Below are 13028 nucleotides of genomic sequence, written 5' to 3'. Positions count from 1 at the left end.
AAAGCCGGTAGAAACCCGCGGTTACCCGCGGTCTGTCATGAACATTCCTTGCTAATCTATAGCAAAGGCTTTACTGCGTCCATGCCGAAATTCAAAACACTGGGCCTAACGGCCGTGAGACTACAATATGACGGACGATGAACTCATCTGGCGAATCGCGGGCGGTTCCGGCGACGGGATCGACTCGACGAGCCAGAACTTCGCGAAGGCCCTGATGCGGTCGGGGCTGAACGTCTTCACGCATCGGCACTATCCGTCGCGCATCCGCGGCGGCCACACGTACGTAGAGATCCGGGCGAGCGACGATCCGGTGAAGTCGCGGGGCGACGGCTACAACTTCCTGCTCGCGCTGGGCGACAGCTTCGCCCGTAATCCGCAGGAGGAGGCCTACTACGGCAACGAGGAGATCAAGCCGCTCTCGGAGAACCTCGACGAGCTCCGAGAGGGCGGGGTCATCGTCTACGACGCGGGCCTGCTCGACACCGACGAGATCGAGGACTTCGACGAGCGGGTCGAGGAGAACGACTGGCACGTCTACGACCTCGACCTCCGCGGGCTCGCGAAAGAGCACGGCCGCGAGGTCATGCGCAACACCGCGGGCGTCGGCGCGACCGCCGCACTGCTCGACCTCGACCTCGAACCAATCGAGAGCCTGATGGAGGACGCGATGAGCGGCGACGTGCTCGAAGCCAACCTCACCATCCTCCACGACGCGTACGAGTCGGTCGACGAGGACTACGAGCACACCCACGACCTCCGAGCGCCCGAGGGCACCGTCGACGAGGAGCAGGTCCTCGTCTCGGGTTCCCACGGCATCGCCTACGGCGCGATAGACGAGGGCTGTCGGTTCATCTCGGGCTACCCGATGACCCCGTGGACCGACGTGTTCACCATCATGACCCAGCACCTCTCGGAGTTCGGCGGCATCTCCGAGCAGGTCGAAGACGAGATCGCGGCGGCGTCGCTCGCCATCGGCGCGAGCCACGCCGGTGCGAAGGCGATGTCCGGGTCGTCGGGCGGCGGCTTCGCGCTGATGTCCGAGCCCCTCGGGCTCGCGGAGATGACCGAGACGCCGGTCGTTCTCGTCGAGTCGATGCGGGCGGGTCCCTCGACCGGGATGCCGACCAAGCCCGAGCAGGGCGACCTCGAACACGTCCTGTACACGAGTCAGGGCGACTCGAACCGCGTGGTGTTCGCGCCGGGCGACCCCGCCGAGGCGTACGAACAGACCCGCAAGGCGTTCGAACTCGCCTACGACTACCAGATTCCGGCCATCGTCCTCTACGACCAGAAGCTCTCGGGCGGCCACCAGACGGTCCCCGAAGCGGTCTTCGACGAGGAGCCGAACCCGGACATCGGGAGCGTCGTCACCGAGGAGGACCTCGAAGAGGCCGCCCAGGAGGCGGGCCGGTTCAAGCGGTACATGTACGACGGCGAGGGCGGCGTCAGCAAGCGCTCGCTCCCCGGCCAGAAGGGCGGTAACTACCTCGCGTCGGGCAACGAGCACAACGAGGTCGGCCACATCAGCGAGGACCCCGACAACCGCGTGATCCAGATGAACCGCCGGATGGCCAAGCTCGACGCCATCCGCGAGGAACTGGACGAGAACGCCGACCACCAGCCGGTGTACGGTCCCGAGGACGCCGACTACGGTATCCTCACCTTCGGGTCCGCCAAAGGCGTCGCCGAGGAGGCCGTCGACGTGCTGAACGACGAGGGCCACTCGGTGAAAGCGATGAACGTCAGCGACATCATGCCGTTCGCCAAGGCGGAGGTCACGGAGTTCCTGGAGAGCGTCGACGAGGCGCTGGTCGTCGAGATGAACGCGACCGCGCAGTTCCGTCGCCACATCCAGGGTCAGCTCGGCCGGTTCGGCGAGAAGCTGTACAGCCTGCTCAAGTACGATGGCAACCCGTTCGAGCCCGCGGAGGTCGTCGACGGCTTCCGCACCCGCATCGACGGGTCGGGCGACATCAGCGAGTACAACGTTCGCATCGAGTCGGCAACGGGTGATTAACCATGAGTGTATTCAACGCAATCGGCGAGGAACGCGAGATAGACAGAGACGAGTTCACCCCCGAAATCGAGCCTCAGGCGACGTGGTGTCCGGGATGCGGTGACTTCGGCGTGCTGAAGGCGCTGAAGCAGGCGATGCCCGAAGTCGGGCGCAACCCCGAAGAGAGCCTGCTAGTCACGGGCATCGGCTGTTCGGGCAAGCTCAGCTCCTACTTCCGAAGCTACGGCTTCCACTCCATCCACGGCCGCGCCCTGCCGGTGGCTCGCGCCGCCAAGATGGCCAACCCCGACCTCGAAGTCATCGCGGCGGGCGGAGACGGCGACGGCTACGGCATCGGCGGGAACCACTTCATGCACACCGCCCGCGAGAACCACGACATGACCTACATCGTCTTCGACAACGAAATCTTCGGGCTCACGAAGGGACAGACCTCCCCGACCAGCCCGAAGGGCCACAAGTCGAAGACCCAGCCCCACGGGAGCGCCAAGAGCCCGATTCGGCCGCTCTCGCTCGGACTGACCTCCGGTGCGTCCTACATCGCTCGGACCGCCGCGGTCAACCCCAATCAGGCCAAGGAGATCCTCGTGGAGGCGATGGAGCACGACGGCTTCGCCCACGTCGACTTCCTGACGCAGTGTCCGACCTGGAACAAGGACGCCAAGCAGTACGTCCCCTACATCGACATCCAGGATAGCGACGACTACGACTTCGACATCCACGACCGCCGCGAGGCGGCCGAGATGATGTACGAGGCCGAGGATGCCCTCTACGAGGGCGAAGTGCTGACGGGCCGGTTCTACGTCGACGAGGACCGCCCGTCCTACCAGGAAGAAAAGCAGGCCACGGGCGACATGCCCGAGGAACCGCTGGCCGAGCGGTACTTCGACGACGACTACGAGTGGGAGCGTAGCTACGACCTGCTCGACCGCCACAAGTAACCGCGACGCCAGCGACGTGGGTTTTCGCTTTTTCACTCGCCGAGTAGTCGCGACGCTCGGCCAGTGGAGGGTTCCGAGCGGTCGCGCGACGCGGGCGACTCGCTCGCGAGCGAGTCGCTCGCGTCGCCTTACTCGTCTTCCTCGGTCGTGGTCTCTTCCTCACCGTCTCCGTTCTCTTCGTCCTCGGTCGTGGTCTCTTCCTCACCATCTCCGTTCTCTTCGTCCCCGTTTTCCTCTTCGTCGTCACCGTTCCCGCCGGGCATGCCGCACCCAGCGAGTCCGACCGAAGCTGTGGCGACCGTCACTTGCAGAACGCGTCGGCGCGAGTAGTGTCGTGTCACGGCGGAGTCGGTACGCGGTCGTCCCGAAAGAGGATAGTGGCCGTCGGACTCGCGAGCACGCGAGTAACGACTCGTTCCCCGCGTCGAGGCGGCGTTACGGCCGCCGAAACCGCGTCCGACCCGATTTCAGTCGGGAAGTAAAGCGTTTTTCCATTCGGAAGGTATTTTTTCCCGTATCGTAAATAGTCACCCAATGAGTGCCCAATCGACGCAGGACAGAATTCTCGAAGTCTTAGAGGACGACGCCCAGGCCTCCTACGCGGAGATCGCCGACAGGGCGAACGTCTCGAAGCCCACGGTTCGAAAGTACATCGAAAAGCTCGAAGACGAGGGCGTCATCGTCGGCTACTCCGCCGAGATAGACCCCAAGAAGCTGTCGAGCCAGAGCATCGCGCTGGTCGGGATGGACGTCGCGAGCGAGCAGTACGTCGAGGCCACCCGCGACCTCAAGGACCTCGACGAGGTCGAGACGCTCTACACTTCCAGCGGCGACCACATGCTGATGGCCGAGGTCCGCGCGGCCGACGGCGACGCGGTCGGCGAGGTCATCAGCGAGAAGATTCTGGACATCGAGGGCGTGACCGCCGCCCACCCCTCCTTCCTGCAGGAACGCCTGAAGTGACGGCTAGAGGTTGCAGGAGTCGTCGAGAGGGTCTGATTAGCAGTCTCGAATGCTCGCGGTCGTACTCCCTTCTGTCGTAACAGACGACTACTTTCACGCCGAGACGCTAGCTACTGCCGTCACCTATGAGAGACCGCACAGCACCGCGACCGCAGGCCACGTCCTCCCCAACCGACTGCGGTCCTCGGTCGGGCGCTTCCTTCGGTCGCTCCTCCCTGTGGTCCTCGTCCACCGGGAGAGGCAAACTCTCCCGAGCCGTCGGTCGCTTCGCTTCCGACGACCTCGCGCGGTGGGTGCGACGCCCGCGGGCGTCGCACCCGCACGCGCCGGGTGGCTCGTGTAGATTCGGGCGGGGGAACGTCTCCTCTCAATCGGCCGAGATTTCCACGCGTTCGAGCGCCCGCTGGATTCGCTCTGAGGCCTCCCGGAGTTTCTCCTCGCTGTTGGCGTACGACACCCGGAGACACTCGGCGGCGTTCGCGCCGAAGTCCGGGCCGGGGGTCATCGCCACGCCCGCGTCTTCGAGGAAGAAGTCGGCGGCGTCGAAGGCGTCCCCCGGCAAATCGCTCACGTCCACGAGCAGGTAGTACGCCCCGCCCGGGGTGTACCCCATGCTCATGTCCCACTCGTCGACCGCGTCCACCAGGAAGTCCCGGCGCTCGCGATAGGTCTCCCGGACCTCGTCGAGGAAGTCGTCGCCCGAACCGAGTGCGGCGATTCCGGCCGACTGGACGAAGTTGGGCGCGCAGATGAGGGTGTTCTGGGCGATGCGGTTGACGTGGCCGACGTAGTCGGGCGGCGCGACCATCCAGCCGAGTCGCCACCCGGTCATGGCGAACCGCTTCGAGAAGCCGTCGAGGACGAACGCGTCGTCGGTGTACTCCAGCACGGTGTGGTCCTCGCCCTCGTAGGTCAGCCCGTGGTACACCTCGTCGGAGATCACGGTGGCGTCGGCGCGGTCGGCGATGCCGACCAGTTCGTCGAGCGTGGGTCCGTCGAGGACCGCGCCGGTGGGGTTCGCGGGGGAGTTGACGAGCAGGGCCTCGGTCTCGTCGCTCACCGCGCGCTGGAAGGCCTCGACTCGCGGCCGAAAGCCCTCCTCGGCCGACAGCGGGACGGTCGAAATCCGGCCGCCGGTCTGGCGGACGAAGTTGGGATAGCAGGCGTAGTGGGGGTCGGTGAGGACCACCTCGTCACCGGGGTCGACCAGCGCCGAGAACGCGAGCAGCAACGCGGGCGACGACCCGGAGGTCACGACGATGCGCTCGGGGGCCACGTCGACGCCGTACCGGCGGTCGTAGTAGTCCGAAATCGCGTTCCGGAGTTCGGGCTTGCCCTTCGAGGAGGTGTAGCCGGTCTCGCCCGCGCGGAGCGCCGCGACCGCCGCCTCGGTCACCGCGGGCGGCGTCTCGAAGTCGGGTTCGCCGACCTCGAGATGTATCACGTCGTCCATTCGATTGGCCCGTTCGAGCACGTCCATCGCGGCGAACGGGGTCGTTCGAGTCGCGCGCTCCGAAACCATGGTGTGGCCTCACGCGTCGCCCGAATATAAACCCTCGATGTGACAGTCGAGCCACCGCCGACCGCAAGGATTGCCTTCCTGGAGGCCCAACCCCCGACCCATGGCAACCTACCGGCGAGCGGTCCGCGTGGACGCGCCCCTCGAAGCGGTGTGGGAGTTCCACTCCCGAATCGAGGGACTGCGGGCGCTCACGCCCGACTGGATGAACCTCCGGGTCGAGGCGGTCCGCGGTCCCGACGGCAGCGACCGGACCGCCGAAACGGACCACACGCTCGCGGCCGGGACGGAGATCGACCTCTCGGTCCGACCGTTCGGAGTCGGCCCGCGCCAGCGGTGGACCTCCCGCATCACCCGGCGCGACCGGGGCGACGGGTCGGCGGTCTTCGAGGACGTGATGGACGATGGACCCTTCCCGCGGTGGCGACACGTCCACGGCTTCTACGCCGACGGCGAGGGAACGCTCGTCCGCGACCGCGTGACCTACGACCTCCCGGTGGTCGGGTCGGTTCCGGTCGTCGGCGACCTGCTCGGCCCGCTGGGATGGCTGGGGTTCGAACCGATGTTCCGCGACCGCCACCGCCGAACCCGGCAGATTCTGGAGTGAACGAGGCGTCACCCGCCCACCATCAGCGGCCCGATCAACACCCCCATCAGGTGGACGCGGCGCGCGCCGAATCGGACGGGCACCAGACCGACGAGGGTCGCCGCGCCGAACACCGCGACGCCGACCGGTCCCGCGAACAGCCACGAGAGTCCGACCAGCAGGGCGAGGATGCACGTCGACAACCGAGCGTAGTCGAGCGACCCGACCGCCACGAGGTAGCGGTCGCCGACCGTGAGGACGAGCGCGAACCCCGCGACGCCCGCGAGTCCCGCGGCCGCGAGCAGTAGCGGGAGGTTCACGGGCGCGCCGGTCTCCTGCAGCGCGACCATCACCCCGGTTCTGGGCGCGCCGAGCGCCGCGAGCGCGAACAGCGCGAAGATGGTGTTGGCGGTGTTGACCCCGCTGGTCGTGACGACGAACCCGCGCGCGCCGGTCGACCCCGGCACCGCGGTCAGCGCCAGCACCGCCGCGATGGCCGACGAGACCCCCGGAAGGTAGCCGACGACCGCCCCGGCGACCGCTCCCGCGAGGGCGGTCACCCCGACCGCCCGGCGCGGAATCGCGACGGTCGCGTCGTCCTGTTCGGGGACCCCGGACCCCGAGAGGGCGTCCAGCAAGATCGGCGCGCCGAACAGCCCCGCGAACAGCGGGGTGAGCATCCCGCCCGCGTCGAGGGGTGCCGCCGGGTTCACGTCGAGGGTCGCGTAGCCCAGTCCGGCGCTCGCGAGGAACGCCGCCGCGCCGCCGACGGCGGCGCGCGGCGTTCGTTCGGACACCACGAGGAAGCCGGTCACGGCCCCGAGGACGACCGGCATGTGCGCCCGGAGCGTCGGATACGCGGTGGTCATCAGGTGGGTCACGGGCACCGCCAGCGGGACCGCGAGCGCGACCGCGAGTCCGCTACCGAGCGCCGACAGCCGAATCGCCTCCCGACCGCGTCCCGCGATGACGAGTCGGTGGCCGGGCAGGGCGGTCGCGGCCATCGCGGGGTCGGGGACGCCGAGCGCCAGCGCGGGCACGGCGTCGAGAAACGAGTGGACGACCCCCGCAGCGAGCATCGCCGCCCCGACGAGGCGGGGCGGGCCGGGCACCGCGGGCGCGACCGACGCGAGCAACAGCGCGAGGTTGTTGACGTGGAGGCCCGGGACCAGACCGCTCGCGGTACCGAGCGCGACGCCGCCGAGGACGAACGCGAGCGCGGTCGCTGTCCCGGCCGGGTCGAGCGCGAGTCGGACGCCAAGCGCCTCCATCGCGGAGAGTTGGTCCCGTCCTCGGATTTAAACGTTCGCAGGGGGTGTCGCCCGCGAGCGCCGTGGCTGGTCGGTGAGACGGCCGTCGCTGGTCGGTCGGCGTCCGAAAGAAAATCGAGTTCCGCGAAGCCCGAGTTAGCCGAAGAGTTCGCCGAGACCCTCGCCGCTGGCCTCGTCGTCCTCGTCGTCGTCGTCTTCCTCGGCGGCTTCCTCTTCTTCGGCCTCGTCCTCGTCGCCGCCCTCGTCGGCACCGCCCTCGGCGGCACCAGCGCCAGCGGCGGCCCCGCCAGCGGGGACGGCGGCGGCCTGCTCGACGGCCTCGTCGATGTCGACGTCCTCCAGCGCGGCGACGAGCGCCTTGACGCGGGACTCCTCGACGTCGACGCCAGCGGCGTCGAGCACGTTGGTGAGGTTCTCTTCGTTGATCTCTTCGCCCGATTCGTTCAGGATGAGTGCAGCGTAAACGTATTCCATTGGTAGTAGTCGTTGGGGGGTTGGTTATCCGAACATCGCGCCGAGCGCGTCTCCGCCGTCGTCGCCGTCGTCGTCTTCGTCGTCCTCGGCGTCGGTGTCGGATTCGGTTTCTTCGTCGGTCGATTCGTCGGCGTCGGCCTCGGTCTCCTCGGCAGTGCCCGTTGCGGGGGCTTCGACGTCACGAAGCTCCTCGGGGAGTGCCTCCTCGTCGTCGATCTGGGCCGCGAGCGCGCGAACCTGCGCGTCGGCCGCGCTGACGAGGTCGTCGGCGAGCTCCGGGCTCTCGACGGCCGCCTCCAGTCCGAGGCTCTTGGCCTCGCCCTCGGCCTTCCGGACCAGCGTCGGCGCGGTCCGAGCGGTCGGGTAGACCGCGTTGACCGAGAGATTGCGGGCGCGGGCCGCCGCCGTCTCCACGTCGGCGCGGTACTCGTCGACGTCGATTGCGAGTTCGTCGGACTCGAAGACGACGCCGTCGGAGAACACGCCCTTGAGGTCGAGGCCGACCTCCTTGGGCTCCATGCCGAGTTCCGCGAGGACGTTCGCCACGTCCTCGGAGACCTCATCGCCCTCCTCGGCGACGACGCTGTCCTCGGTGACGTGGATCGAGCCCTCCATGATGCGGGCCGCAGCGCCGATGCTCTGGAGTTCGCCCACGAACGGACCCGGGTCGACGCCCGTGTCACCCTCGGGGACGAGGATGTCGTTGGGCGCGACCTCGCCCGCGCTGATGGGGGCCGGACTCTTCGAGGCTTCGAGCTCCTTGTACAGCCCGAACGGATTGTCGTTCGTGCCGATGAGTCCGACCTCGCCGGAGACGTACTCGCCGAGCGCCTCGACGCCCTCGTCGACTTCGTCGAGGGCGCGCTGGAGCAACGTGTTCCGGCTGATGCGGAGCTGGGCGCTCCCGTGAAGGTTGGCCCGCATCGTCTGGAGTTGCCTGGACGGGATGCCCGTCACGTTGACGATGCCGACACTGCTGTACCCCTCGATGAGGTCCACCAGCTCGTCGACCTCCTCGCGCTTCCACTCGGGAATCGTCTCGGTCTTGCGTTCGGCTTCGGCGGACATTCTATGCTACCTCCACGGCGGGTCCCATCGTGGTCTTCACGTAGATGGAGTCGACGTTGAGCGGGCCCTTCTCCAGGTTGGAGTGGAGTCGCCGGAGGATGACGTCGATGTTGTCGGCGATCTCCTCTGCGCTCATGTCCTCCGCGCCGACGCGCGTGTGGAAGGTGCGCCGGTCGCCGCTCCGAAGCTGGACCACGTTCTTCATCCGGTTGACGGTCTCGACGACGTCGTCGTCGGGCTGAAGCGGTTCGGGCATCTTCCCTCGCGGGCCGAGGATGGTACCGAGGTACCGACCGATATCCTGCATCAGCGACGCTTCCGCGATGAAGAAGTCGGTCTCGTCGGCGAGGTCCTTCGCTCGGTCGTCGTCGTCGCCGAGGTCTTCGAGGTCGTCGCTGTCGAAGACCTCGTCGGCCACCTCTTCGGCGCGGAGGGCGGTCTCGCCCTCCGCGAACACGACGATCTGGGTGTCCTGGCCGGTGCCGGACGGAAGGACGATACTCTCGTCTACGCGGTTCGACGGTTCGTTAAGATCCAAGTCGCGCAAGTTTATCGCGAGGTCCACCGTTTCGCGGAAGTTCCGCTCCGGGGAGTCCTCGAGTGCGCGAGAGACTGCTTGCTCTATCTCCTGATCTGCCATTGTTCACCTCCGTAGTACGCAGGACGCTCCTACGGGTCAGTGAAACAGGCTATGCCTGTCTCGTTCGAACCGACGGTCATGCGAAACTTAAACCCGTCGAACCAGTTCCGGGTCGCGGGCCGACGTGGGTCGCCGTGGCCGCCGAATCCGGACATCCGGCGGTCGGCGCGCGAGACGCGTCCCGTTGCCTGAAGCATATATCGGTAGTCGTCGCGCGCGCGTGTACGCGACCCCACCGAGCGACGGCGACCGAAGGGAGCCGTCGCTACTCGGACCGAGTCCAACGGGAAAAGCGTAGAGAGTCCGGTTCAGGCCGCGGCTTCTTCCGCGCCGAGCACGTCGTCGTACTCGCCAGCGTCGACCTTCTGCTCGAATTCATAGTCGCTCTACCGACTGTTGGTTTAATATCTCCTATATCAAAATATATTTATAATAATACTGTCTATTTAATAAATAATTATATAAAAAATCACTAAAAATTTTTATAATATCTCCTAATAAAATTATAAAGGATGTCGAACAGAGAAACTGTAGCGAGCGGCGGTTGCTTTTGTGATGGTAGTGACACAAGGAGGGCGTTTCTGTACCTCTATCCAAATGAGTCGGCAGTCGATGGCGACGTTTCGGAGGACGGGCGTGTCGTCAACGCTATCGAGGGTGCGATGGACGTGTTCGTCTCGAACGACTGTCTGGACTACTACGAAATAGTGAAATACACCGGCGGCCCGATGAACTTGAGTTACGAGGAAGGAAGCGACGAGATAGACACAGCCCACAACTTTGGAGATAAGTTCAGTAGTTGGCTAGACAGTAGTTCGGACAACATGTTCCCGGATTACCGAGGACTTCACTACGGCGTCAGCGACGGCTTTGACCACGCTGGCGGCCCTTCAGTCAATTGGTACTCGAACAACGGATACAACTTCGACCCAACCGAGGTTGGTCACACTGCATTCAAAGAAGCGCTCTGGATGATGCTTGGCACGAAATCCGACAACTCGGACCTGATTCGGAGTTTTTCCATTCAAGAGCCATTGCACGGATTCATCAGCAGTAAGCTCTCGGAGCAAAACGGCCTGACTACAGACGATGGATTCCACGGCGACCACCAACTCGGGAAGGTCTACGAGTGGGGTGGCTCGGGCGAATACGGTGCGACCAGTCCGATGGCGACTCTCTGGGCAGACGATACGGACGACCAAGCGTACGACGGTCAGTGTACGAGCGACCAAAGCTGGCAGGGAAAGTACGACCAGCTTATGACCGACTGCACACTGCAAGCCATGCGCGACACTGCCAACGCTGAATTCTGATTCCATGACCCAAAACAACGATTCACAGGATACATCTGGACGCATCGACCGACGAAAATTCCTCAAAGCGGCGGGTGCAACGGCCGCCATGGGTGCCGCTGGTGTCGTTCCGGTGGAAGCAAAGCCTGGTACTTCTCTCGGGCCAACCCATTTTGTAGAGGCCGCCTTCGAAGTCGAACTTCCTGCTCTCGACGACCCGCGAGCAAGCTACCCCGTTATGCACTTCGAGACGCCGCTCGACCGCACGGTGTCCCCCGACGGGGAACAGTTGTTCCTCACGAAGCCCGCACCAGAGAGCGCTATCGAGACAATAAAACAGAACGAGGGAGTCGTTCGGGCACAACAGTTCCACCCACTCTCGGACGGTCTTGGCGGCGGTAAGGTTAACAAGATACCGACCAACCTCTTGGAGCACTATCGCCGTGGCTACTTCTTCGAGCCTGAGGATGCCATCGAAGTCCCATCCGTCGAGTTCGAACGGAATGGCAACGTAATCTCGCCGTCCGGAAAGAACGTCAGCGGGACAATCAACCCCGGTTCGGAAGGGACCTTCGAGCTCGGTTCACAGGACGTGTCGGTGGAGCTTCGGAAGTCAACTGATGACCTCGTCGAAAATCCTGACGTCCCCGAAAAGTATCGAGCGACAAAGACCGAACGATGGACCGAAACGGTTCGTATCACTCCGAAACTGCGAATCCGTAACTACGGTCAGGTCACCGCGATAGACGCGACTGATAAATTGGTCGTCGAGCAAGCCCAACGCTCCGACTAGTAGTTACCGAACACTCTATTTATTTGCCGTTCAAAGAAGGAATCCACTCGTGAAATCTACAGTTATTCCCCGACGTCGCCTCCTCCATGTGTTCGCCGCCACAGCGGTCAGTTCGACCGTCGCTCGCGCGGACGAACACACCGCTGGAACGACTGCCCTCCCTGCTGGAATGGAGTGGACTCAGACGTACGGTCCAGACTCCACGACGATCTCGGACGTTACACCGAACGAGACCGGGTATGCGTTCGCCGGAACGACCGTCGAAGACGCTAGCGAAGACCGAGGCCTGTTCATCTCGACCGACGAGGTGGGTCACGTCGAACTGCGGAGACGGCATCACTTCGGCGAAGCGACCGAGTTCAAGACCATCGTCTCGGCCGACGACGACAGTTTTCTCGTCGGCGGCAGGTCCGGAAGAGGAGTCCTCGCAAAACTCGAAGCAGACGGCTCCCGAGCGTGGCACCGACGAATCGAGGCGTTCGACCAAATTCGACACGTCGCCGAACTGTCCGACGGTCGGTACGCACTCGCCGATACCGGTTCGAGTCCCGAGAACCTCTGGGCGGTCGTCGCGGTGTACGACGCCGAGACCGATACCGTGCAAGGGCCGTGGACGTGGGGCGAAAGTGAGTCGCCACTGAACCGCGTCCGCGCTCTGTTCGCTGGTCCCGACGACGAACTGTTCGTCGTCGGTTCCCACGGGTCGAGCGGCGGTTGGCTGTGGCGCATCGATGCTTCGGGTGAACGAACCAGGACCGTCGATTTCGGCCCACATAGTGGCAAATTTCACGCGACCCGAACCGACGACGGGGGGTTCGCAGTCGCCGGAACCAGCGGGTCGTCCGGATGGCTGATTCGACTCGACGAACAGGGAGAGCGACGCTGGGAGAAGTCCTATCCCTCACTCGATAGCGATTTCGACGTAACCGATGTCGTGCAGTTTCCGGACGACGGTTTCGGATTCGTCGGTGATACGACCAACCTCGCCGACCCGGATGGTGACGTTGTCGTCGTTCGGACGGAGGCCGACGGCGAGGAGCGATGGCGCGCGACGTACGAACAGTCTGCGACTACCGTCCATACTGCGCTCCCCGCCGCCGACGGCTTCCTCCTCGCTGGTGAGACGAACCGCAACGAAGACGAGACTGTTGGGTGGGCCACAACGGTCGCCGCTCACGACGAACGCGAAACCGTTGGAACGACGACAAACCCGAGTACCGAGGGGACCATTCCGGGATTCGGACCAGTAGTGACGGCGTTCGCAGTGCTACTCGGTTGCGGATACGCGTGTCGGCGTCGCCAGTAGTCGGGAATCGTTTTTCAGTTCGTGGAGAGGGACGTATTCTAATTTTCCAGTTCGAATGGAGACGGACGTATTCTAACTGTCTCGCGTACGCGCGTTCGAAAATCTACTGAGAATTGACCAACTGCTACGAGCACCGACGATGTCTCTCGACCGGAGAGAAC

At 64.7% G+C, this 13028-nt stretch carries 13 protein-coding genes; 7 read left to right on the top strand and 6 right to left on the bottom strand.

The features are described from left to right. The first annotated feature begins 127 nt into the window (after positions 1 to 127). Both NGM10_RS02600 and NGM10_RS02595 read left to right on the top strand, forming a co-directional pair. Positions 128 to 2017, top strand: a complete 1890-nt coding sequence (locus NGM10_RS02600; protein WP_253481494.1) for a 2-oxoacid:acceptor oxidoreductase subunit alpha — start codon at positions 128 to 130, stop codon at positions 2015 to 2017. Between the two features lie 2 nt (positions 2018 to 2019). Next, complete coding sequence (locus NGM10_RS02595; RefSeq protein ID WP_253481492.1) at positions 2020 to 2955, top strand: thiamine pyrophosphate-dependent enzyme; 936 nt, start codon at positions 2020 to 2022, stop codon at positions 2953 to 2955. Between the two features lie 128 nt (positions 2956 to 3083). On the opposite strand, the gene NGM10_RS02590 is transcribed toward NGM10_RS02595, so the two are convergent. Beyond that, positions 3084 to 3296 carry a hypothetical protein gene (locus NGM10_RS02590; RefSeq protein WP_253481490.1) on the bottom strand — a complete coding sequence of 71 codons (213 nt, stop codon included), beginning with the start codon at positions 3294 to 3296 and terminating at the stop codon, positions 3084 to 3086. A 193-nt stretch (positions 3297 to 3489) separates the two neighbouring features. On the opposite strand from NGM10_RS02590, the gene lrpA1 reads away from it, so the two are divergent. Next, positions 3490 to 3918 (top strand): HTH-type transcriptional regulator LrpA1, encoded by a 429-nt coding sequence (gene lrpA1, locus NGM10_RS02585; RefSeq protein WP_253481488.1) that lies wholly within the window; start codon positions 3490 to 3492, stop codon positions 3916 to 3918. 367 nt (positions 3919 to 4285) lie between these two features. Here the strand turns inward: lrpA1 and NGM10_RS02580 are convergent, their stop codons facing one another. Further along, positions 4286 to 5440, bottom strand: a complete 1155-nt coding sequence (locus NGM10_RS02580; RefSeq protein ID WP_253481487.1) for a pyridoxal phosphate-dependent aminotransferase — start codon at positions 5438 to 5440, stop codon at positions 4286 to 4288. 100 nt (positions 5441 to 5540) lie between these two features. Here NGM10_RS02580 and NGM10_RS02575 point away from each other — a divergent pair, with 100 nt between their 5' ends. Then, a complete protein-coding gene (locus tag NGM10_RS02575) occupies positions 5541 to 6044 on the top strand; it encodes an SRPBCC family protein (RefSeq protein ID WP_253481486.1) in 504 nt (167 codons plus the stop codon). An 8-nt stretch (positions 6045 to 6052) separates the two neighbouring features. Here the strand turns inward: NGM10_RS02575 and NGM10_RS02570 are convergent, their stop codons facing one another. The 4 genes from NGM10_RS02570 to NGM10_RS02555 all read right to left on the bottom strand — a co-directional run bounded on the left by NGM10_RS02570 (position 6053) and on the right by NGM10_RS02555 (position 9476). Continuing rightward, entirely contained in the window at positions 6053 to 7294 is a 1242-nt protein-coding gene (locus tag NGM10_RS02570; RefSeq protein ID WP_253481484.1) for a tripartite tricarboxylate transporter permease, read from the bottom strand. A gap of 135 nt (positions 7295 to 7429) precedes the next feature. Continuing rightward, positions 7430 to 7768: a 50S ribosomal protein P1 gene (gene rpl12p / locus NGM10_RS02565; protein ID WP_253481482.1), complete on the bottom strand. Its 339-nt coding sequence runs from the start codon at positions 7766 to 7768 to the stop codon at positions 7430 to 7432. 24 nt (positions 7769 to 7792) lie between these two features. Further along, positions 7793 to 8836 carry a 50S ribosomal protein L10 gene (locus tag NGM10_RS02560; protein WP_253481481.1) on the bottom strand — a complete coding sequence of 348 codons (1044 nt, stop codon included), beginning with the start codon at positions 8834 to 8836 and terminating at the stop codon, positions 7793 to 7795. Position 8837: 1 nt separating this feature from the next. Further along, positions 8838 to 9476 (bottom strand): 50S ribosomal protein L1, encoded by a 639-nt coding sequence (locus NGM10_RS02555; protein WP_253481480.1) that lies wholly within the window; start codon positions 9474 to 9476, stop codon positions 8838 to 8840. Between the two features lie 512 nt (positions 9477 to 9988). Here NGM10_RS02555 and NGM10_RS02550 point away from each other — a divergent pair. The 3 genes from NGM10_RS02550 (at position 9989) to NGM10_RS02540 (ending at position 12867) form a co-directional block, all read left to right on the top strand. Beyond that, positions 9989 to 10789, top strand: coding sequence for a hypothetical protein (locus tag NGM10_RS02550; protein ID WP_253481479.1), 801 nt, complete (start codon positions 9989 to 9991; stop codon positions 10787 to 10789). Between the two features lie 4 nt (positions 10790 to 10793). Further along, a complete protein-coding gene (locus NGM10_RS02545; RefSeq protein ID WP_253481478.1) occupies positions 10794 to 11561 on the top strand; it encodes a twin-arginine translocation signal domain-containing protein in 768 nt (255 codons plus the stop codon). Positions 11562 to 11730: 169 nt separating this feature from the next. Further along, positions 11731 to 12867 (top strand): hypothetical protein, encoded by a 1137-nt coding sequence (locus NGM10_RS02540; protein ID WP_253481476.1) that lies wholly within the window; start codon positions 11731 to 11733, stop codon positions 12865 to 12867. The last annotated feature ends 161 nt before the right edge of the window (positions 12868 to 13028 follow it).

This window comes from Halorussus salilacus (genome assembly GCF_024138125.1).
Classification (GTDB): domain Archaea; phylum Halobacteriota; class Halobacteria; order Halobacteriales; family Haladaptataceae; genus Halorussus; species Halorussus salilacus.
This window is presented reverse-complemented; position numbering and strand designations above follow the sequence as displayed.